General features: G+C 53.6%; 18 protein-coding genes and 1 tRNA gene. 7 read left to right on the top strand and 12 right to left on the bottom strand.

All coding sequences use genetic code 11. The features are described 5' to 3' along the window. Positions 1–15: 15 nt before the first annotated feature. From HNV11_RS05955 to HNV11_RS05930, 6 genes are all read right to left on the bottom strand, one after another. A complete protein-coding gene (locus HNV11_RS05955) occupies positions 16–1,218 on the bottom strand; it encodes an aldose epimerase family protein (RefSeq protein ID WP_171738799.1) in 1,203 nt (400 codons plus the stop codon). Positions 1,219–1,330: 112 nt separating this feature from the next. After that, a complete protein-coding gene (locus tag HNV11_RS05950; RefSeq protein ID WP_171738798.1) occupies positions 1,331–2,371 on the bottom strand; it encodes a glycoside hydrolase family 43 protein in 1,041 nt (346 codons plus the stop codon). Between the two features lie 18 nt (positions 2,372–2,389). Continuing rightward, the gene (locus HNV11_RS05945) at positions 2,390–3,538 is read right to left on the bottom strand and encodes a sialidase family protein (RefSeq protein ID WP_171738797.1); all 1,149 of its coding nucleotides are present in this window, start codon (positions 3,536–3,538) and stop codon (positions 2,390–2,392) included. A 267-nt stretch (positions 3,539–3,805) separates the two neighbouring features. Further along, on the bottom strand, positions 3,806–4,774 hold the full coding sequence (locus tag HNV11_RS05940; protein WP_171738796.1) for a sugar phosphate isomerase/epimerase family protein: 969 nt from the start codon (positions 4,772–4,774) through the stop codon (positions 3,806–3,808). A 78-nt stretch (positions 4,775–4,852) separates the two neighbouring features. Beyond that, complete coding sequence (locus HNV11_RS05935) at positions 4,853–5,452, bottom strand: YceI family protein (RefSeq protein WP_171738795.1); 600 nt, start codon at positions 5,450–5,452, stop codon at positions 4,853–4,855. Positions 5,453–5,518: 66 nt separating this feature from the next. Next, positions 5,519–8,137, bottom strand: coding sequence for a TonB-dependent receptor domain-containing protein (locus HNV11_RS05930; protein ID WP_171738794.1), 2,619 nt, complete (start codon positions 8,135–8,137; stop codon positions 5,519–5,521). 253 nt (positions 8,138–8,390) lie between these two features. Here HNV11_RS05930 and HNV11_RS05925 point away from each other — a divergent pair, with 253 nt between their 5' ends. From HNV11_RS05925 to HNV11_RS05905, 5 genes are all read left to right on the top strand, one after another. Beyond that, the gene (locus HNV11_RS05925) at positions 8,391–9,458 is read left to right on the top strand and encodes a sensor histidine kinase (protein ID WP_171738793.1); all 1,068 of its coding nucleotides are present in this window, start codon (positions 8,391–8,393) and stop codon (positions 9,456–9,458) included. Then, positions 9,455–10,222, top strand: a complete 768-nt coding sequence (locus HNV11_RS05920; protein ID WP_171738792.1) for a LytR/AlgR family response regulator transcription factor — start codon at positions 9,455–9,457, stop codon at positions 10,220–10,222. Before HNV11_RS05925 ends, HNV11_RS05920 begins: the two co-directional genes overlap by 4 nt. A gap of 441 nt (positions 10,223–10,663) precedes the next feature. Next, positions 10,664–13,717 (top strand): SusC/RagA family TonB-linked outer membrane protein, encoded by a 3,054-nt coding sequence (locus tag HNV11_RS05915; protein WP_171738791.1) that lies wholly within the window; start codon positions 10,664–10,666, stop codon positions 13,715–13,717. Between the two features lie 56 nt (positions 13,718–13,773). Beyond that, positions 13,774–15,450, top strand: coding sequence for a RagB/SusD family nutrient uptake outer membrane protein (locus HNV11_RS05910; RefSeq protein WP_171738790.1), 1,677 nt, complete (start codon positions 13,774–13,776; stop codon positions 15,448–15,450). A gap of 93 nt (positions 15,451–15,543) precedes the next feature. Beyond that, entirely contained in the window at positions 15,544–16,620 is a 1,077-nt protein-coding gene (locus HNV11_RS05905; protein ID WP_171738789.1) for a phosphatidylinositol-specific phospholipase C1-like protein, read from the top strand. A gap of 345 nt (positions 16,621–16,965) precedes the next feature. Here the strand turns inward: HNV11_RS05905 and HNV11_RS05900 are convergent. Then, a tRNA-Asp gene (locus tag HNV11_RS05900) sits at positions 16,966–17,042 on the bottom strand. Between the two features lie 256 nt (positions 17,043–17,298). Here HNV11_RS05900 and HNV11_RS05895 point away from each other — a divergent pair. Continuing rightward, a complete protein-coding gene (locus HNV11_RS05895) occupies positions 17,299–17,841 on the top strand; it encodes a PAS domain-containing protein (protein WP_171738788.1) in 543 nt (180 codons plus the stop codon). 48 nt (positions 17,842–17,889) lie between these two features. Here HNV11_RS05895 and HNV11_RS05890 read toward each other — a convergent pair whose 3' ends face one another. Then, the gene (locus HNV11_RS05890; protein ID WP_171738787.1) at positions 17,890–18,084 is read right to left on the bottom strand and encodes a hypothetical protein; all 195 of its coding nucleotides are present in this window, start codon (positions 18,082–18,084) and stop codon (positions 17,890–17,892) included. 129 nt (positions 18,085–18,213) lie between these two features. On the opposite strand from HNV11_RS05890, the gene HNV11_RS05885 reads away from it, so the two are divergent. Continuing rightward, entirely contained in the window at positions 18,214–19,170 is a 957-nt protein-coding gene (locus HNV11_RS05885) for an alpha/beta fold hydrolase (RefSeq protein WP_171738786.1), read from the top strand. 16 nt (positions 19,171–19,186) lie between these two features. Here HNV11_RS05885 and HNV11_RS05880 read toward each other — a convergent pair whose 3' ends face one another. The 4 genes from HNV11_RS05880 to tsaD form a co-directional block, all read right to left on the bottom strand. Beyond that, positions 19,187–19,594: a VOC family protein gene (locus tag HNV11_RS05880; protein ID WP_171738785.1), complete on the bottom strand. Its 408-nt coding sequence runs from the start codon at positions 19,592–19,594 to the stop codon at positions 19,187–19,189. 80 nt (positions 19,595–19,674) lie between these two features. Beyond that, the gene (locus HNV11_RS05875; protein ID WP_171738784.1) at positions 19,675–20,502 is read right to left on the bottom strand and encodes a UbiA prenyltransferase family protein; all 828 of its coding nucleotides are present in this window, start codon (positions 20,500–20,502) and stop codon (positions 19,675–19,677) included. A gap of 54 nt (positions 20,503–20,556) precedes the next feature. Further along, positions 20,557–21,480: an MOSC domain-containing protein gene (locus tag HNV11_RS05870; RefSeq protein WP_171738783.1), complete on the bottom strand. Its 924-nt coding sequence runs from the start codon at positions 21,478–21,480 to the stop codon at positions 20,557–20,559. A 44-nt stretch (positions 21,481–21,524) separates the two neighbouring features. Beyond that, entirely contained in the window at positions 21,525–22,523 is a 999-nt protein-coding gene (gene tsaD / locus HNV11_RS05865; RefSeq protein ID WP_171738782.1) for a tRNA (adenosine(37)-N6)-threonylcarbamoyltransferase complex transferase subunit TsaD, read from the bottom strand. Between the last annotated feature and the right edge of the window lie 58 nt (positions 22,524–22,581).

Genomic DNA, 22,581 nt, shown 5'->3' with positions numbered 1-22,581 from the left:
TTAAACTCAGAAAAGTTATCTCTGAGCCGAAAACCGGTACTCGGTTGTCTGGTGGTAGGTTTGGCCAGGTCTCAGGATTGTGTTCGGGTAGGTCGGGTGATTAGGCGAGTCGGGATAATGCTGCGTTTCGAGGGCGAAGGCCTCCTGAAAATTCGTGGCTTTGCCGTACTTGCCTATGTCATTACCTTTAAAAAAATTGCCACTGTAGAACTGGATAGCGGGTTCGGTGGTCAGCACTTCCATTTTGATTCCCGACTGATCGCCGATGATTTCAGCCGCTTTTGTCATGCCAGCCGAAGAACCGGCTCCTCCGCTTCGGTTGAGTATCCAGTTGTGATCATAGCCTCCGCCGAAGCTGAGCTGTTCATTTTTCTCGTTGATACGGGCGCCAATGGTCGTTGGTTTCCGGAAATCGAATGGCGTTCCGGCCACCGAAGCAGGTTCACCCTGCGGTATCAGCCCCTTATCCACCACCGAATAGCGATCGGCATTAATTGTCAGGATGTGGTTATTAACCGTACCGCTTCCTTCGCCATTGAGGTTGAAGAATCCGTGACTCGTCGGGTTATATGGCGTTGCCTTGTCGGTGGTAGCTGAATACGTAATCTTCAGACCATTATCATCCGTAAGAGAATAGGTTATGTTCGTCGTTACCGTACCGGGAAAGCCGCCTTCCCCGTCTTTCGAGACATAGGTTAGCTCAATAGTCTTGTCGTTAGCCCGCTTAACGTCCCACACCCGCGTATGAAAGCCGCTCGGTCCGCTGTGCAGTGTATTGCCGTTGTTGTTCAGTTCCGTCTGGTAGGTCTTGCCATCGAGCGTAAATTTCCCTTTCGCAATCCGGTTACCAAAACGCCCGACAATGGGGCCATAGAAAGGTTCATTGGCTTTCTGATAGGCGCTGAGACTAGCAAAACCCGGTGCTACGTCGGTCCGACGCCCCATTTTGTCAGGCACCAGCAAGCCTACGATCCGGGCTCCGTAATTCGTAATGGCGACTTCCATCCCCGAACCTTTCAGAAAGTAGAGACCTACTTTTTTGCCGTTGATCTCAGCCTGGAAGTCCTCCGGGTCGGGGAGTTTTACGTCAACTATTGCGCTTGTGTCGCCCGTCGCAACGGCGATTGAGTCCTTGGCTTCCTGTTCGTTTTTATTCGTCTGACAGCCGTAAACACCCACAAAAGCGGCCAGGAACGCTGGAACAATAAACTTCTTCATTCGTAATTGGGAGATAAAATGCGTACAGACAACCGCTGCACGACGAGTCAATTTGCGAAAATAAGGGTCTACCGGGTTGTTTCTACCGTAATCCAATGTTGCCAGAACGGCATTAATCGCCACTGGGAACAGGCATCGCCGTTTTCGGCATGGGTTTGCCAAAGTTGGGTGATCCATCGGCATTCCACGTAAACGGTTGGATGTGCGGAGCACGCTTATTACCACACCCATCCGAAGCCGACGGATTGGCGTGGTAAATCATCCAGTCCTGCTTGTCATCCGCCGACCGGAAGAAACCACCGTGGCCGGGTGCCCAGACCCCATTTTCGGGCGCCTGAACAAAGACCGGCGCCGGACTTTTCGTCCAGCTTCTGGGATCGGTCAAACCGCCGGTGCCGTTATAAGTCAGCAATCCGAGACAGTAATCGAGCCAGCAGGCATTGGCTGAATAGACGATAAACAATTTGTCGTCGTGCCGCAGGAATTCCGGTCCTTCATTTACGTAAATTTTTGGCACCTCGCCGTTTTTTTGCCACGCCTGTGGTACGTCGCCGTGCTGCTCCCACGGTTGGTCGGGCTGCGAAATCTTGACGCGGTCGCCGTCGATTGTCCACGGGTTTTTCAGCCTGGCGATATAAATGTCCTGTCGACCATTGGTGGGTCCCTCCCAGCCCGACCAGGCGGCATACAACTGACCGTTGTAATCCATCACCGACATGTCGATCTCCCAGTGATCGGCCTTATCGCCGATTTTGCCTTTCATAGTCCACTCGCCCTGCATGGGATCGGCCGACGTATTTTCGATGACCCAGACCCGATGGCTGAGATTATTGAGCGAATCGGCCGAAAAATACACGTACCACTTTCCATCGAACGAGTGAATTTCGGGAGCCCATAACTCTTTCGAATACGGTTGCCCGGCCGGGGGTGTATAAATCTCTTTGCTTTCGGCAGTGGCCAGATCGGCCATGTTGCGGGTTCGCCAGAGCGTCAGGTTCCGGCCGGTGGTATTCATGTAGTAATACCAGCCATCTTTCTGCAGTACCCAGGGGTCGGGCCCCGATGATTTGATTGGGTTGGTAAACGTACGCTGGGCCAGTAACGGCCCCGCCAGCATCAGCAGAAGTAGGGTTAGAGAATGAAAGAGCTTCATGGTCGAAACAGATATTGGTTAATGACTTATTGGCATAGCGACGGTGCGGTAATACGCCCGGCAAACATCACCATCGTAACGGAGTGCAATTTCGAGCAGCCGCTTTCCATCCGCCGAGGGAAGCAACTGCGAAGAATAGTTTGGACAGGGATTGTCGAAAGCCGTTGGAACAGGTACAGGCGCGGGCACTTCTGTCCATGGGCCCGTGCCACCCGGCCGACTCAGCAGAAGCACTCTACCGTTATCCGCGACGGGGTGCTGAGCTGCATCCATAAGCATCTGCCCCACCACCAGTAACTGGCCGTCGGGTAAGACCGTAAACGAAGGCGCATGGGCAAAATGGTGATTTTTCGTCGATTCAATGCGCGTGCCGGGGTCAGATGCATTACCCCAGTTTACGCCATCTTCCGAAAACCGAATGAAAACGTCGCAGCCCATGCCGCAGATTTCGTAGACCATTACGTAACGTCCGGCAGGTAGCCGCCGGACAATGGCCATGCCCGGCCGCATCTTTTTGTCTGGTCGATCCGGAATGGCTACGTCCCGAACCTCTTCGCCCCAGGTTTTTCCGCCATCGGTGGACAGCTTATGAGCCAGAAGCTGGTTAAACCCCTCGTTCCGATGCTCCTCTGTCGAATAATACATGGCCAGTTGCCCCTGCTTATCAATGGCGAATTCAGCCTCCCATAAGCCAATATTCCCCTGGACGGGGGTCGTGACGTAAGACCACGTCGTTCCCTGGTCAAGGCTCTGGTAAAGCCGCATGGCCGTTGCGGTACGCGGGTCGCGGCCTTTTCCTACCGATGTCGTCCAGAACAGAGTACCAGCTTTAGTCGAACCAATCGTCTGCGGAACTTCATATAGACCACTACAGCAGATAGCGGGTGGCGTCGAGTCGCGTAGGGTAGCGAGCGGTTCCCAGCTTTGTCCGTCGTCGAGACTGCGGTGAAAAACCGCCGTTTGGTTTTCGGAGTCGAAGGATGCGAGAAGCGGGCTTCTGTTATTCCGGCCCGCTTCCCGATCAGGCATCAGTCGAATGACCCGTGGGTAATAGGCCCGGCGCTGCGATAAGAGCTGTGGGTCGTCGGTTTGGGTTCGCTCAATCATACCGCAGAATAGCAGCACCAAACAAGCAAAAGCCCCGGAGTAGATTTTGGACGGGTTCATGAACAGGAAAAGGAATCTTCTCCTAAAAGAACTAACCACCACTTTTTATCACTCGATTGATCTAAAATAAACCGGCACTGGGCATTCCGGCCCGTTGATTTATGGAACATCCCGAAAACAAAAGTGCCCTGACTCATAACGAATCAGGGCACTAACCCGATTAAAAGCGAACTGAATTGTCAGCAATTCGCAGCGGTGTAGATAGAAGAATTTCGTCGAAGCCAGCGCGGACAGATGAGTTAAAGAGTTTAACTGATTACAAGCCCATCAGGCCAGTAATTTCTTGAGATGATTGTAGCTCGTGGTGATGCTCGCAATTGGGTCGGCGGCCATATCCTGCTCGACAAAAAAGTATCGTAAGCCAGCCGTTTTAGCGGCTGCGAAGGCTTGTTTGAAGTCGACGACACCATTGCCCACTTCGGTGATTGTGTTCTTATCCGCCTTGATATCCTTGACGTGCCAGAGCGGGAAACGGCCCGGCTGCTCGTTGAACAGAGCGACGGGATCTTTACCTGCCTTAACGGCCCAGGCCAGGTCTAATTCCATCTTCACCAGTTCCTTGTCGGTCTGCGACAGGATCAGCTCATACGGCGTCTTGCCGCCTTCAACCGGATCAAACTCGGTCGAGTGATTGTGGTAGGCAAAGCCGATCCCTGCTTTTTTAGCCGCTTCGCCCGTTTTCTGAAACACCTCAATCGACTTCTGAATCTCGTCCAGCGTGGCTACGGGTGTACTGGCGCAGACCAGATACGAAAGTCCTCCTTCGGCCGCTTCGTCCACCAGTTGCTGGTAGTTGTCGCGCAGGTTCAGCATGGGCGGCATCTTCGAGAAATCCATTGAGGGCCGAGCCGGGGCTGCTCCGGCGGGCGGAGTCGATGCACCGGCAGGTGCTGCCGGCATTGGTCGGGGGCGAAACGGCGCTCCACCCGCATGGTGAGCCCGCCAGGTCATGCCCAGTCCGGACACGAGTGATTTAAACTCTTTCGCCGAATATCCATAATAGCCACCCCGTGTACTGAATGCCGATTCAATTTCTTTATAGCCAACGGCGGCTACTTTTTCGAGTGTTCCCTTTGGGTCCTCGTTCATCGCCCGGAACAGGGTAAACAACTGAATACCGATTGGGGGCGTTGCGGCCGATGCAAACGGATTGCGGGCCTGCAGCAGCGAAGGCAGCGCCAAGGCACTAAGGGTCAGGCCGCCCGCGTTGCGCAGGAAGTGTCTTCTTGAGGTCATAGGATGAGAGAAATAGAGGAAGGCCAGAAAAGCAAACACCGCAGGTCGTACTAACACAACCTGCGGTGTAAATGCGCTTTATTTACTTTCAGCGACAGCGGCAGTCTGTTTAGCAAACTCACCAGCCGCCTTCAGTTCGACTTCATCGCTGACAACGGCCGTTGACGAAGAGCCGACCCCAAAATCAGAGCGCTTGATGGTACCGCTGATTTTCAAACCGGCTTTTTCCTGCTTACCCCGGGGGTTCTCCATCGTAACCGGACCGACCAGTACGGCATCCAGCGTAACAGGCTTGGTAACGCCGTGCATGGTCAGATCTCCGACCAGTTTATACTTTTTGCCTTCTACTTTCTGGAACGACGTGCTTTTGAACGTTAAGGTCGGGTATTTGGCTGCATCGAAAAAATCTGGGCTTTTCAGGTGGCCGTCGCGCCGTTCGTTATCCGTATTGATGCTGTTGATATCAGCAGTCAATTCGATAACCGCATCCGACAGATCAGGCTTGGCCGACGTAATTTTAGCGTCGTAGTTTTTGAAATTTCCGTCTACCTCCGTCAGCATCAGGTGGGTTACGGTAAAGCCAACTTTGGCGTGGGCTTTATCAACCGTCCAGGCGGTTTGGGCGTAGGCTGTTGACACAGCAAACAAGGCAGCTACGGAAAATACGAATGCTTTCATGCGTTTAAAAGTTAACTGGATGAGAATTGGACAACTGATTTAAATTGGGCACTTAGGTTTTCAGAATTATCTGGGGCGTCCACCGGCGGGAGCTGCCTGCTGCTGAGGCTGCGCACCTCCGCCAGCATCGTTACCGCCTTCACCACCTTTTACGTCGTCGTTGCTGACCGAACGGGCCTTCCGGCGTGGCGCATCAAAGCTCATTTTACCGATGCGGTAGTTGAAAGTCAGTTTTACGTTCGCATTGTAGAGGTTGGTGACGCTCACCTGCGAAAGCAGGGGCGAGTTCAGATTCGTCCGCATCGTGACGCCATTGGTCAGGAAGTTCTCGGCAGCCAGCCCAAGGCTGCCCCGCTTGTTCAGGTCTTTCCGGACACCCAGCGAGTACATGTAGAAGCTGCCCATGGTGCCCTGCAACTGCGGCATGGGTCCGCGGAAGAAACTAAAAAACTGAGCGCTCCAGCCTTTATTCATCTGCAGCTGGCTCATTAACCGACCGCCAATGCTTACGCCCGTGTTGCTGATCAGAACCGATTTACCATCGACACCCGGTGTTGTTCCCTGCATATACACATAGTATCCATCCAGGCCCCCGTTTACGCTCCACTTCGGCGTTAGCTGGGTATTGAAGAAGACATTAGCCCCGTAGGTCCGCTGAACACCGATATTCTGGAAGGTCGTAATAATCCCGCCCGCCAGCGTGTCCGACGGAATCCGGATCTGCGTAATGGCATTGTTGGTTAACCGACCGAACAGAGCGGCATTGATATACGTTTTCTTGATGGTTGAACTCAGGCTCAATTCTACGTTGTCGGTCAGTTCGGGTTTCAGCGTCGGATTACCCACCATGATCATCTGCGGATTGGCCGCATTGGGGTTGGGGTTCAGTTGCTGCAGACCCGGCCGCTGAATTCGGCGGTTATACGCGGCTTTTACCGTAGTCCCGGCCTTCAGACTTTTCGATACGTTGATGCTGGGCACCAGGTTGCTGTAGCTGGGGATATTCAGGGGCGTATTTTCGTTCGCTTTGGCTGAGATACCCGTGTGCTCATACCGCGTACCGACTTTAAACGTGTACTTGCTGGGCGTTACGTACGTGTAAGAAACATAGCCCGCGCCGATATTCTGACTGTAGGCGAGCGATCCCGATGGATTGGTTGGGTCATAGACCAGCTCACCCGTGCTGCGGCCCACCTGGTACTGGTAACGGCTGTCTACCTGCCGCATGATGGCTTTGGCGCCAAACTCCAGCAGCTGATTCTTCCGGATTGGCGTCTGGTAGTCCGTCTGCAGGGTCATTTCCTGGTTCGTATTGTTGTTCAGGTTACGCTGCCGGGTGGTCAGTTCACCGGCGTTATTCATCACATCGGCAAAAAAATTATTGGTCAGACCCGTGCGGCTATATTGCGTCGAAATTGTCCACTCCTGCTGGGGCTTGAACGTGCGGATATAATCCAGGTTCATGTCTACTGAGTTGGACAGGTCTTTCCGGTCAACGTCGCGGTTGGTCATGCTGACCAGCGAATCAGCCAGATACGAACTGGTCAGCTGATTCTGCTCCTGAATGAAGTTCCGGGTGCCGAAGCGAATTCCCGCCGACAGCGACTGATCTTTAGCCAGGTCGTAATCAAACCCGAGCGTATACTGGCCGAAGAGCGGTTTATCAAAAGCCGTACCCTGCTGCGAGGTCCGCTGTGCCTGCGTACCCACCAGCGTCGTCTGCTCCAGGGAAGAGGCCTGCCGGTTGTACATAGTCCGGCCAAAGCCGCCCAGCGTAATACCCAGCTTGCCCTGCCGATACGAACCATTCAGGCCTAGGTTGGAAGCCCGCAGACCGACGCCGGCATCTACGTTCAGCGTCAGGCCGTGCAGCGTATTCTTTTTGGTGATGATGTTAATGATCCCGGCGGCTCCTTCGGCATCGTACTTGGCCGAGGGGCTGGTGATGACCTCCACGGTCTTGATCATGTCGGCCGGAAGCTGCTTCAGGGCATCCGCGATGTTGGCCGCGACGATGGTCGAGGGTTTGTTATTGATTAAAACCCGGATGTTCTGGCTGCCCCGCAGGCTGACGTTCCCATCCAGGTCAACCGACAGCATCGGCACGCGCTTCAGCACGTCCGAGGCATCGCCCCCTTTGGTTGTCAGGTCTTTATCGGCATTGAACACCAGCCGGTCCACTTTCTCTTCAATCATGGCCGCCTGACCCGTCACGACGACCTCGCCCAGCGTGCGAACGTCGGCCGCAAGCTTCACCGAACCCATGGTGATTTCGGTGCCTTTAGCAATTGTGAACGCCCTGGAGTCCTGGTTCTTGTAGCCGATGAAGGAATACTGAAGCCGGTAATCGCCCGGTGCCAGTTTGGTCATCGAGAAATTGCCTTTGGCATCCGAGGTAGTACCGTCAATGGGTTTGTTGGTTTTGGTACTGATGAGGGCAACCGTTGCAAACTCAACGGGTTTGCCCGATACAGAATCGACCAGGATACCCGTAATCTTGCCGTTACCTTTGGGCGTATCCTCGGTCACACCGGTAAATTCGGTTTTGCGTCGGTTGTCTCCTCCGCCAAAACCCGGAGGACCGCCCGGTCCGCCCCCCGGAGGGCCAAACTGAGCCGATGCGGCCTCAGTCAGACTAACCCAAAGGCCGAGTGCTAGAAAAGAAAGTAAAAAATGCTTATTCATTGTCAGGAAGTTTCACATTGTGGACCCAAAACAACAACTGTTTAACTAGTCCTGAAAATGCAATAGACGGAGCGGTAAGAAACATCGGCAGTCTGCCAGTTTGAACCGATGAACGGCCTGGAGAAGAGGATGGTGGCCAAAATGAGCCGTTCGTCGGTTCAAACTATTCAACCATCGGTAAATTCCGGGGAACCAGCGATTGCCCCCCCATCCTTTTCGAATTTGACGTAAACTTGCAGCTTTCCAACGAGTTATGGCCGCTACCCTGTTTTCCCGCCGATACGTTTCGATCCTGAGTCACTGGCTGGGCTGGGGATTACTGGGCTATCTGCTTTTTTTCTACCAGTCGATCAACTCCGACATCCGGTTCCCGGATTTATTCTGGGTCAGACAAGGCATTTTCTTTGGTCTGATGGTGGGCATCTTTTATTACAACTCCCTGGTATTGGTGCCTAAACTCTTACTGAACAATTATACAGGCCGCTACCTGCTGGCTCTGCTCGGTATCATTGGTATAGTTCTGCTGCTGATTGGTGGCCTGGAATTTGGTTTTAACCTACCCGTGCAGATGCACCGGGCCTTTCACCCCGATGGAGGTGGCCGGGTGAAATACTATGGATGGATTCAGCCAACGACGTTTACCATTCTGCTGGTTTTGGGGATCAGCACCAGTCTCTCGCTGCTGCAGAAGTGGCAGACGGATGCGAACCTGCGGCTGGCGCTGGAACAGGCCAAAACTACGTCTGAACTTTCGTTTCTGAAGGCTCAGATCAACCCGCATTTTTTCTTTAACACGCTTAATAACATTTATGCGCTGACTCTGCTGGATGTTGAAACAGCTCGCGAAGCCCTGCACCGGCTCTCCCGGATGATGCGTTACGTGCTGTATGAGACCCAGTCCGGCACCACGTTGCTCAGCAAAGAAATTTCGTTTGTCAACGATTATATCCAGCTCATGCAACTCCGGCTCACGGACAAAGTAACCGTAACGGTCGACACGCCGTCTCCCCTGCACGATCAGCCCATTGCGCCCATGATTCTGCTGCCCTTCGTGGAGAATGCCTTCAAACACGGGGTCAGCGCCTTAGAACCGAGCCGAATCGGCATCCATATTCAGCAGCGTCAGAACCAGTTGCTGGTGGATGTCCGGAATACCTTATTTCTAACAAAAGCCCCTTCTCTGGAGACCGGTAACGGCATTGGCCTGGCCAACACCCGTCGTCGGCTCGATCTGCTGTATCCGGACCAGTACTCGCTGGAAATAAATGAGCATACCCCTGCCGATGAATACCAGGTACAGCTAACGTTGACCTTATCATGACTCTGACCTGCATCGCCGTCGACGACGAACCCCTGGCGCTGGGACTGGTTAGCGCCTTTATCGAAAAAACACCTTTTCTAAAGCTGGTTGGCCGATATAGCAGCGCCGTAGAAGCCCTGCAGGGCCTGTTGACACAAACAGTGGACGTTATTTTTCTGGACATCCAGATGCCCGACCTGACGGGGCTTGAACTGGCCCGCGTGCTGGAACGCAGCAACCGGGGGGCGCACACGACGCGAATTATTTTCACGACGGCTTTCGATCAGTTTGCCCTCGATGGTTTTCGGGTCGACGCCCTGGATTATCTGCTGAAGCCATTCAATTACGAAGAGTTTCTGCGGGCAGCCAGTAAGGCCCGCCAGTACTTCGAACTGGTGCATCGACCAGAACCTGCACCGTTCGTAATCTCCCCCGCCCCACCCCAGCCCGTCGAAGCGGCTGACGACTACTTATTCCTAAAAGCCGAGTATCAACTGGTTCGGGTTGCCCACCAGGACATTCTGTACATCGAGGGGCTTAAAGACTACGTAAAGGTGTATCGCCAGAGCGACCCAGCCAAGCCGCTGTTATCCCTAACTAGTCTGAAGGTTCTCGAAGAAAAACTTCCGCCCAAACGGTTTATGCGTGTGCACCGGTCGTTTATCGTCGCTCTGGATCAAATCGATGCCGTTACGCGGAACTCCGTTCAGATTGGAGCAACCACAATCCCCGTCAGTGACCAGTATAAAGATGCTTTCGGCCAGTTTATCAGCCGGTGGCTGTGAGTAAGCCTATTCCGCCTATCGACACCGGCCTAACCCGCCTATTACCAAAAGCCGGAACGGGTTATTCGGCTCCGCCTTCCATGCCCATATTACGCAAGAATTACCTCTTTAGTCTGTCTGCTGTTATTTCTTAATAAAGCGCGACTGGTTTTTCTGAATCCTGTCTATTTTTCTTTCTCTTCTCGCGTAAAACGACGTCCATCCGGGCAGTCACTCTCTGCGTATTCAGGCGTTGAGCAATAATATATCTCAGAATATAATTCTTTATCCCCCAGTGCATTATTACCAGTTCCGCCACAGTGACGCCTGTTCGCCAGGTGGCTGCCAACCCCGCACATAAATACTGCCTGAATTGTTATTAAATTATTTTTAAATATCTATTTTACAGGCAAAACGGAAGCGATTACCGTGAACTTTGCTACCCTTAATCCCCAACACATCATGACTGATCTCTATCTTGCTTCACCGCCACCTATAGCTAGATGGCGGTTCATACTCTGGCTTTGGCTGGTAGCTTCATCATTGACTACACAGGCGAAAAACCCAGATTCAAATCCCGGCGGAACAGTAGTTTCTGTCCACTTCAAACCAGCCGCCGACGTAACGATCAGCGGGCGGGTTACGGACGGAAGCACCAACGAAGCCCTGGCGGGATGTACCGTCCTGTTGAAAGGGACAACGCGCGGCACAACGACCGATGCTAACGGTAACTACCGGATTGCGGTCCCGAACGAAGATGCCGTGCTCGTCATTGGCTTTATTGGCTTTCAGTCGCAGGAGGTGCGCGTGGGCAACCGAACCACCATTAACGTTTCGCTCAAACCTTCGGCCTCCGAGCTGGCGCAGGTGGTGGTTATCGGTTACGGGACCACAACCAAAAAAGACGCAACGGGCGCGCTGACCACGGTTAAGAGTACAGAATTTAATCGGGGTATCATTAACTCGCCGGAGCAGTTACTGCAGGGAAAAGTGGCCGGGGTCAACGTCACCTCGGTCAGTGGTGAGCCGGGCGGACGTCAGACCATTACGGTGCGCGGCCCTGGTGGCGTAAGAACGGGCAGTACGCCCCTGTTTGTACTCGACGGGATTCCGCTCGACAACTCCAGCACCGGCGGGGCTACTAATCCGCTTAGCTTTCTGAACCCGCAGGATATCGAATCCATCGACGTCCTGAAGGATGCCTCGGCAACGGCCATTTACGGCGCACGCGGGGCCAACGGCGTGATTCTGATCACAACCAAGAAAGGAAAAGCGGGAACTTCGAACCTGACCGTTGCAGCAAATATCGGCATCTCAAACATCGCGCGCCCACTACCGCTTTTCTCGGCCGACGAGTATCGTCGGCAGGTCGTAGCCGCCGGCGGTGTACTCGACGATCAGAAAGCCTCGACCGACTGGCAGCGCGAAATCACGCAGACGGCCGTTACGCAGGATTACAACGTGGGTCTGAGTGGTGGAAGCGACCGGCTCACGTATTACGGCTCCCTGAGCGTACAGAAACAGCCGGGCATCCTGAAGAATAGCCAGTTTAACCGATACACGGGCCGATTCAATGCATCGCAGAAGTTTCTGGAAGACCGGCTGGCGCTGGATGTGAACCTGACCGCTTCGCAGACCTTCAACGAACGACCATCCATTGAGGGCGTCATTGGCGCGGCTCTTTCAGCAAACCCGACCTACCCGGCCTACGACGCCACCGGTGCTCCGGCGCGTTACCAGGCTTTCACTAACCCGCTGATTACGTATGCTTTGCAGAAAGATGTGACAACGATCAACCGGGTGGTAGCGACCGTTTCGCCCTCGTTCAAGATCACCAAAGACCTGGTGTACAAGCTGAATCTGGGCGTCGATAACGCCAGTTCAACGCGCGACGTACAGTCGCTGCCCAGTACGGTTCCCCAGCAGGACGGGCGGCTTGAAAGCATCTATGGTAACAACCAGAACGTTTTGATTGAGAACTATTTCACCTACACCCGCGGTTGGAATAATCATAATCTGTCGGCGCTGTTAGGACACTCCTACCAGAAGTTTTCGATCTCTGGCCGGAACTGGAGCATCAACAAATTCCCCATTTCACCTATTGAGCCGATTTACAACCCTGGGCTTGGCCAGGACCTGACGCTGGCCAATAACCGGCCGGGAGGGTTTGCCCTTGAAAATGAGCTGCAGTCGTTCTTCGCCCGGGCCAACTACCAGTACAAGGATCGTTACCTGCTCACGGCAACAGTGCGGGCCGACGGATCGAGCAAGTTCGGCGCTAATAATAAGTATGGCGTTTTCCCATCGATTTCGGCCGGTTGGCGATTATCGGAAGAATCGTTTTTGCAATCGGGGCCGTTCTCGGACCTGAAACTGCGGGCGGGCTGGGGCCAGACAGGAAATCAGGAGATTCCCTCCAAGATCACTCAGGCATTGTTTACCTCGCAGGTTGGCGCTACAACCAGCTATCCCCTCGACAATTCGACGAGCTATCCGGCCGGAACCACCTATACCCGCCTGGCTAACCCCGATATTCAGTGGGAGGTATCGACCCAAACCGACCTGGGCCTGGATTTTGGCTTCTTCAACAGCGCCCTGACGGGTACAGTGGATTACTTCCGGAAGGTATCGGGTAAGATTCTGCTCGAAGTGATTCCCGCCGACCCCATTCAACCAGCCGCTACGTACTGGACCAACGTGCCCGACATGACCATTACCAACCAGGGGCTAGAACTGGAACTGAACTACCGGTACGTTAACCAGAGTGGCTTCCGCTTTACGGTTGGCGGTAACATCACGTTTATCAAAAATAGAGTTAACAACTCACCCTACTCGGTTATTACGTCGGGTTCGGCAACGGGGGCGGGGCTGACCTCAGCTACTGTTAACGGTTACGTGAATGGCCAGCCGATCGGAACGTTCTTTCTGCGCGAGTATATCGGCATTGACGAAAAAGGCGTCAGCAAATACAGAGATACTGACGGCGACGGTATCGGCGGAACGGACAAAGACCGGATTGCGGCTGGCAGTGCGCTCCCCACGCGACAGTTCAACGTAAACGGCAGCATAGCTTACAAAGGTTTCGACCTGACGGCCAACTTCAACGGAGTAGCGGGTAACAAACTGTATGACAACACCGCCAATGCCTTCTTCTACAAAGCTCGTCTGGTAAAAGGACTGAATGGCCCGGCCGAATCGATTGGTGAACCGACGGAGTCGATCAACAACTCAGCTCCGGTATCGACCCGCTTCCTGAAAGACGGCGCTTTCTTCCGGCTGAACAACCTGACGCTGGGTTATAACCTCGACCCGAATCTGATTGGCATGAAACGCTGGATTTCGGGCATCCGGTTCTCAGCAACCGGCCAGAACCTGTTCGTGATTACGAAATACAACGGCTTCGACCCGGAAGTAAACACCGACCGCACCGTCAACGGCATTTCATCCTATGGTATTGACTACCTGAGCTATCCTAAAGCCCGCTCGTTTGTATTTGGCCTCAATCTGACGTTTTAAACTGCTTAAAAAGACCCACAAAGTTTTAAAAAAACCTTACAGGTCTATTGATACTCATGAAAAAGATCATTCTATCAACCATAACCCTGCTCAGCCTGCTATTGCTGAACAGCTGTACGGATCTGGCCGAGAACGTACTCGATGAAGCCTCGGCAACAGGCTTAACCGATAAACAGGCAGCCGATGGCAACATTGCCCCGGTTTACGCCCGTTTGCCGGACGTCTTTACGCATACGACCTATTTTGCCATTCAGGAGATTTCGACCGATGAGGCCATTCTGCCGTATCGGGGTGGCACGGACTGGGGCGATAACGGGATTTACATCGCCCTGCACCAGCATACCCACACCAGTACGGACCCGAACCTTCGGAACACCTGGCTGCTGCTGGCGCAGGGCATCTCGCGTTCGGTTACGGCGCTGAATACCCTGCCAACGATCAACGACCCGAACACGAAAACCTATGTGGCCGAAGCGCGGGGAATGCGGGCGTACTACAATATGCTGATGCTCGACCTGTTCGGAATAGTGTTTGTCAAGGACGATCCGCAGTCTAACTCACAAATCCTGCGCGGTGAACAGGCGCTGGAATATGTCAAGAGCGAATTTCTGGCCGCCGAGCCGAATCTGCTGACGACGGTGGGTCCCGGCCGGCTGACCAAAGGCGCGGTATGGGGTCTGCTGGCGCGGCTGCACCTGAACGCGGCTGTTTATCGCGACCGGTACGCTGCTCAGTTCACGTTCAAGCCTGAAGATATGAACAAGGTCGTGGAGTATTGCGACAAGATTATCAATTCAGGTCAATATCAGCTGTCCCCGGATTACTTTTCCTTATTCAACGACAACAACCACGACAACAAAGAACTGATTTTTGCCGTTGACCAGCGGGCCGAACTGAACGGACACAATCGCCTGGCGTACTTCTCGCTGTCGGGCGACCAGTTTCCGCTGCCCGCTTTCCCGGCAGCCAACGGTACCGACGGTCCGGCCATTACGCCGGATTACTACCGCACCTGGGTAAATGCCTACGCGCCCAACGACCCGGCCGGTATTGACCCCCGCTTTTACAGACAGAACATGACCATTCCGGCTGACTCCTGCGTGGCGGCCAGCGATGTGAACATGAACCGGGGGATTCTGCGCGGTCAGCAGTATGGCCTGCTCCGGGTGAACGGCGCGTTTGTCCGGTGCGGTAATAATTACCGGGTTGGCAAACTCTTCAACGTAACCCGCAACCGGCCAACCCTACCCGTAAATTTCATCGAACAGGTTGACTTCACCGTGGCGGGCAGCAACTACAGCACGGGCTACCGGGTGCTGAAATACGAGTTCAGCAAAAAGTCACAGTCGGGCCGGAACCTGGGCGATGCCGATATTTCCATCGTGCGTCTGGCTGATGTGTACCTGATGCGGGCCGAGGCCAAACTGCGCAAAAGCAACGATGCGGCTGGTGCCCTGGCCGACGTAAACACCGTACGAGCCGCCCGGACAGCCCTAAAACCGGCTCCGGCGCTGGCGAGCATGAACCTCGACCTGCTGTTTCGCGAACGCGGTTTCGAACTCTACTGGGAATGCCTGCGCCGGAGTGACATGATCCGGTTCGGTAAGTATGAAGGAACCTGGACCGAAAAGACAAATTCGGATCCACAAAAACGCATCTTCCCGATTCCGCAAACGGCCATCGACGGTGCTTCGAACATACCGGGCTATCTGGCCCAGAACCCCAGCTATTAAGCTGATCAGAGTGACTTCGCTGAATAACCTGAGTGTGGTCATGGACTGGTCAGTAACCTGCCAGTCCATGACTGCTTCAATTCCTTTCTCACTATGAAATACTTACTGGGCTTACTGCCGCTGGCGGTAAGCGCTGTGCTCGTTCCACAGTTGCCCCCGGTGCCGGACACACTGAAATTGAATCAGATTCAGTGCATCGGTTCACACAACAGTTATAAACAGGCCATTGACCCGGCTCTGTTTGCTCTGCTGACCCGAACAGATTCCGTCCGGTTCAAAGCCATTGAGTATAGTCACGTTAGCCTGACGGAGCAGCTCGACCGGGGCCTGCTAAATCTCGAAATAGACGTCTATGCCGACGCGAAAGGCGGAAAATACGCCCACCCGAAAGGACTTGACCTGGCTAAAGGCCAGGCACCTTTTGATTCGAATGGAGAAATGAACACGCCGGGCTTTAAGGTGCTGCACATTCAGGACATTGATTTCCGGAGCAACTGCCCAACGTTTGCGGGATGCCTGCGTGAGTTGAAAAACTGGTCCGACGCGCACCCGAAACATTACCCGGTCTTTATTACAATGAACGCCAAAGACGACGGGATAAATCGACCGGGCTTCACCATTCCAGAGCCGTTTACGGCTTTTGTCCTCGACCAGTTAGACAGCATAATAGTAGCAGGACTGGGCCGCCAGAAACTCATCATGCCGGACGATATACGGGGTAAACAAGAAACGCTTGAAAGGGCCGTGCTGGCGGGAAGCTGGCCTGTATTAAAAGCTGCACGGGGCAAGTTTCTCTTTGTACTCGACGAAACTGGTCAGAAACGGGCCACTTATATTGCCGGTCATTCTTCCCTATGGAATCGGGTGCTGTTCACCAATAGCGAGCCGGGAACGCCCGAAGCCGCGTTTGTGGTCATGAACGAACCCGTTCGGGACGAAGCCCGGATTCAGGAACTGGTAAAAAAAGGCTATTTCGTCCGCACCCGCGCCGACGCTGATACCCGCGAAGCCCGCACTAACGACAGGAGCCGATTTGCGGTGGCCTGCCGGTCGGGCGCACAGGTTATTACGACGGATTACTACCTCCCCAGCACGCATTTCAAATCAGACTTCACGATCAGCTTCGACAACGGCGACTACCTCCGCCCGAACCCATTGGTGTCGAAATAAACCTAGAACCAACATTTCTGCTGCTGACAACGTACTCACCGGTTTAATCTTAACAGTTTAGCAACCTTTGAGAAACTTAGGGTAAAGCCATACTACTTCCTTTGTGATTTCAATTACCGGTTTGCCAGTCTGTGCAGGTAGCTGTTTGTTCGTTAGCTTGCACTTGTTACTTTCCTTACCGGGCAAGAAAAGATAACAACTGGTTAAGTACAGCATCCCGTCTGTTAGCCCCCGAAACCGCTTCCCGAAGCACTTAAGCCAGGTTTTAGGTAAACTCCTTATTTAAATCAGTAAAGGCTTAAATGAAAAAAGCACTTAACATTTCTGCTAAGTGCTTGATTTTGTTGGCGGTCCGGACGGGGCTCGAACCCGCGACCCCCTGCGTGACAGGCAGGTATTCTAACCAACTGAACTACCGAACCAATTTCCTTTCAGGTGACGTTGCCGTTTTCCTTAATCGTGGCACAAAAGTAGAGGCTTTTGTCGTTCTACGCAAGAGCCATCCTTAAAAAAGTTTGTTTCGGTAAACCTTACCAGCGCGCAGCCATTGGAAATCAGGCGATTTTCGTCTGATTTTTTTTAGTCTGACGCTTGTTTAGGGGCCTATCATTGGACTATAATTAGGTTTGCCTTTCGCCAGACTCTATCTTTCTAACAAAATAGTAAACTTACGCGGCTATGCACATCTCAGAATCGTACGCAGAATTGGTCAATCGGGTGTACAGCCGCTCCCGGCAGGAAGGGAGCCGGTCATATCCGGTAGCCTGTTATGAAATCTTTATGCTGACACAGGCACAAGAACGTGCCAATCGAAAAGAGATGGCCTTATTCGAGCAGCTCAGCGAAATTTTTGACTGGGACCTCTCCCGGCGGCAGCGTAACGCTTATCGTAACAAACTGAATCAGGGCTTTACGCTGGTATTGACCGATCTGTCAAAAACAATTTTATGGACAAGTCGCAGTTTTCTGACCATGACCGGCTATTCCAGTTCAGAGGCCATTGGCCATACGCCAAAACTCCTGCAGGGGCCGGATACAGATTCTGCCACCATGCTACGTGTTCGTGATTCACTCCGGCGGGCCAGTTCGGTGAAGGCCGATTTACTGAACTATCGTAAAAATGGAGAATCCTATATCTGCCGCGTTCAGATCGATCCCCTCTATGACAAGCAGGGTGAATTAACGCATTTTCTCGCCATTGAAAGCGAAGTAATCGATTAGGGCTCCGGCTGGCAGTGTATGGGTTAGCCACTGCCAGCCGCAGTAGGTTTACTCCTCCTCGTCTGTGCTTAACTCATTGGCCTCGTCGGGCGTCATTTTCTCTGCGTCGTTGGCCTGCAGAGCCTGCTGCGTCTCCGGAAGCGTGGCGGACGAGCTGATGTCGGTATCGCCGGGTGAATCGGGGTTGGGGCGGTCGAGGTCAATCTCGCTGACCTGAGCCGGCGCGTCGGCTTGTTCTTTCATTACGTTTGCTGATTAGGTTCTTCCATCGAAACGGGCGGTCGTCCGAAATGTTTACCACATACAAATGTTTCCTATGTTCTTAAAACCTTTGCCCGTGGCTTTCGAGTTATTGAAGGACACGGCACTCTTATGAAACAGTTTTTGCGCGCTCTTCGGTGGGCTTTACTCACGTTAATAATTCTTGCCATTGGTACATTAGTTGGTGCATGGCTTATCGATTTCCGGCAAACCGATCAGGAATTAGCCGACGAATTTCGGGGACAACGCATTCGGCCTACGGTCCATTACTACCAAGTGGCTGCTCCGGACGGGCAACCCCGCACAATCCGGTTCATGGAAACGCCGGCCCCGATCGGTATAACCGCAGATGGAGACTCAGCGTTGCCGGTTGTGCTTTTTGTCCATGGTGCCCCAAGTTCTCTGTCGTTCTTCAATGAGTTTTTTAAGGATACCATGCTGCTTAACCGCGCTCAGCTGGTAGCGGTTGATAGGCCCGGCTATGGCTACTCCGATTTTGGGCGGGTGGAAACCTCGGTGATTCGACAGGCTCAGTTTCTGCAACCCCTTATCGACCGCTACCGTAAAGCGCCGTTTCTGATGATCGTGGGCTCGTCGTATGGCGGCTCAGTATCGGCCCGGCTGGCTATGAACAATCCCAACCGGGTTAATCATGTCGTATTTGTTTCGTCGGCCCTAGGTCCCGGACTTGAGCGGACCTATCCCATCAGTTACGTAGTTGATACCCCCTTGCTGCGGTGGGGCATCCCCCCCCTGCTGCGACTGGCTAATGACGAAAAACTGGCTCATCGGCGGGCCTTAGAAGCCATTCTACCCGACTGGCCAAGGATTAAAGCCAACATTACGATGCTGCACGGACAGCGGGATGATCTGGTTTATCCAACCAACGTTACGTTTGCGCAGAAGCGGCTGGTTAACGCACAGGTTAAGCAGTTTTTGCTGCCCGAAAATCGCCACGATATCGTTTTCAACAAGCGTGAGTACATGACCGAGATCCTACTTGACATTCTCACCCGACGCGATGTAAAAGAAACAGTTAAGGCTAAAGCGATGGCCGCTAATGAGTGAGGTGATATAGCCTGGCTCAGGCAGTAATCTCAATCCGATTCTGCTCGGGATCGAACACGATACTTTCGTAATAGCCGTCGCCGGTTCGGCGAGGTTCGCCCACAACGACGTACCCATCTGCCCGGAGCCGTTCGGTCAGGTGATCAACAGCGATTTCGCTCCCAACTGAAATAGCGAAGTGAATTAGTCCGGAAAACTGGGCTAACGCATCATTTTTTGAGTTGGGAATACCCGGCATCTGCATGATTTCCAGGCGTGCGACCGCTGGATGGCCGGAATGATCGGGGAAGGACAGGAAATACGACGAAAACTGCTTCTGGCTATTGACGTATTTCTCGTTGGCAATCGCGCCAAAATACGTTTGGTAGAACTGCCGCATCCGTTCCAGATCGCGTACCCATAAGGCTAGATGGTCAATGTGCATGGTGCAAAGGTCGATGACTTCGCGCCGAAATAACTACGCCAATATTAACCGGAATCAGTACGCTATAAACCTACCCTTATTTACAACACCAGCGCGGGCAGCCAGAATACCCCATCGCCCAGCCAACGGTATCGTTCGTTTTTTAGAAAGTAAGCCGAATATCGCTGCATACTAAATAGCGTTAGACTCATCACGCCCAGCATAAGCCCAGCCCGTTGAGCGAAACGATCGCTGGTAACAAAGCAGATCGTCAGGGCTGTAGCGGTAATAATCAGAGCCAGCCAGCCAATAATTGCCCGGCAGTGGGTTTCGCCCCAGGCCGTAGCGAGTGAAAACTCAGGTTGTTGCGGCCGCTCCTGATTTTCCATAACCGCAAACAGAAGTAGGTTCTGAAACGCAATCCCGGCGAACATGAAGGCTTCAGCAATCTCAACACCGGTAACTACGGGCCGCTGCACCCACACGCTCCCCCAGATGCCCGCTGTATAGAGCAGGGCCACCAGGGGCTCTTTCATCAGCAGGGCCGGGTGGCGCGCGGGAAGCCGGAACACTGCCCCGAGGTAAGCTGCGCAAATACCACCCAGCACCAGACCGAACTTTACGACGCTGCCTGGCAGAACAAACGTCAGAATCAACGCCAGACCAGATGCTGCGGCTACTGCGCGCCAGATAAGAGGAGCATGCTGATAATGAAATCGGTGGCGGGATGTCAGCGGACGATCTGGTTTTTGAACGTCAAGCAGTCGGTCAACCGTATAAATAAGGAACACAGCAAGAGCCAGCACGATTGGCGTTGCCCAATGGACCGGCTCAACGTCGGACAGCCGGGAAGCCATACGATTGGACAGGATGGCTCCCATCACGACGGGGAAACTCAGGTAATACGCGTTGCGGAGAGAGGTAAACAAAGCAGGCAATAAACAGATACTGACAGGCAGATAACGTCGGAGAACCGTATTGGTTTACGAATTCAGCACAGTTCCCGTAAAAGCTTTGGGCGGGGCCAGCCACGGTTCGGTCCGGCGGATTACGTCAATCGGCTGGCCAACCCGCAGAATGCCCGGCGTGGATTCGCCCGGCGTGGATGCATTGGATGCAGCAAGTTCGCTCAACACATTCTGACCGAACAGGATCTTATGCTTCCATTGCCGGTAGGTAGCCAGCGTCCGCAGCGGTTCCAAACCCTTCTGACCGGTGGCGGGGTCAATGGTCGTCAGCACGCAGCGGGCGCAGGGCTTTACGCCATAGAAATGTAGTTTACCCACGCGAAACTCCTGCCAGCTATCTTCCTCGTTCGGCTCGCTGCCACTGACTACGATATTTGGCCGGAACCGGTTTATCTCAATTGGCTGGGCCAGCCGCTGATTCAGGTGGTCGAGCGATGCCTGCCCGATGAGCAGATACGGGTAGCCATCGGCAAAACTCACGGCATCGTCCTGACGAGCATACTGCGGATCGACGGCGCGGTGGGTGGTTTCGGGCATGAACACCAACCGGCAGGGGTTACCGAGCGCGGCCGAAAACCAGCGGTCGGCTTCGGCGCTGACCGCCTTGGCCGGAACGTTTTTGCTATCCCAGATAGAGACCCGTAACGTCTCATCGGATGCGTTTGACCCGACAACCAGGGGCAGTTCCAGAACGTCGTCGGGCCGGTGCTGATGCCATACGCGCAGGGTGTCGCCGGCAATGGACACGTCAATCAGCGCCATCTGGTGGTTAATCCGCTGCGTTATAAACACCCAGTCGTCCGTTTCGGGATTTTCACCCGGTGACACCAGCATAAACCGGCGATCATATCGAAATCCTTTCGGTTCAACCACGGCTTCGGTAACGGCAATACCACTAAGCGATTTAATGGGATACAGGTAGAGGGCAGAGATAGTCATCGTAATGAATGGGGTATTGCTGGATGATTACGTATTAACACCTCTCAGAAACTCATCCTGGGCAAGGGGCTTACGTCCTGCGCCGTAAATTCGCCCTGTTCGTATTTGAACTGCGCAGCCATGGCAATCATAGCCGCATTATCGGTGCAGTACTCAAAACGGGGAATATAGACGTTCCAGCCCTGCTCCTCGCCAAGCTGCATAAGCGCAGTGCGCAGACCGCTGTTGGCCGATACGCCACCGGCAATGGCAATCTCCCGAATATCCGTCTCGCGCACGGCCCGTTTCAGCTTGGTCAGCAGCATCTGAATGAGCGTATGCTGAATACTGGCGCAAATATCGGGTAAATGTTGCTGAATAAAATCCGGATTGGTCCGGGTATGATCGCGCAGAAAATAAAGGATTGCCGTTTTAATACCGCTGAACGAGAAATTCAGTTCGGGCATCTCCCCGACCGGAAACCGAAACGCCAGCGGGTTCCCTTCTTTGGCGTACTTATCGATGAGCGGCCCACCCGGATAGGGCAACCCCAACAGCTTAGCCGACTTATCAAAAGCCTCACCCACAGCGTCATCCTGCGTCTGACCGATCACCTCCATCACGAGTGGGCTATCGACCCGTACCAGTTGTGTATGTCCCCCGCTAACGGTCAGGCACAGGAACGGGAAGGCCGGTTTACGCTCGTCAATGAAGTGCGCCAGGACGTGAGCCTGCATGTGGTTGACCTCAATAAGCGGAATATTTAACCCCAGCGCCAGCGCCTTGGCAAACGACGCCCCAACCAGTAAGGAGCCCAATAAACCAGGGCCGCGCGTGAACGCAACCGCCGACAGGTCGGTTTTGGCTATATTTGCGTCGGATAAGGCCCGCGCAACAACGGGCAGAATATGCTGCTGGTGGGCTCGGGAGGCCAGTTCCGGCACAACTCCTCCGTATTGTTCATGAATCAGCTGCGTGGCAATGACATTTGATAGGATACGACCGTTGGCTAAAACAGCCGCGGACGTTTCATCGCAGGAGGATTCAATCGCTACTATATTCACCGTACAAAACTAATGGATAATGATTCTTGTAGTCTATATAATGGAAGCAGGGTCTAAA

The organism is Spirosoma taeanense (assembly GCF_013127955.1).
Lineage (GTDB): Bacteria > Bacteroidota > Bacteroidia > Cytophagales > Spirosomataceae > Spirosoma > Spirosoma taeanense.
This window is presented reverse-complemented; position numbering and strand designations above follow the sequence as displayed.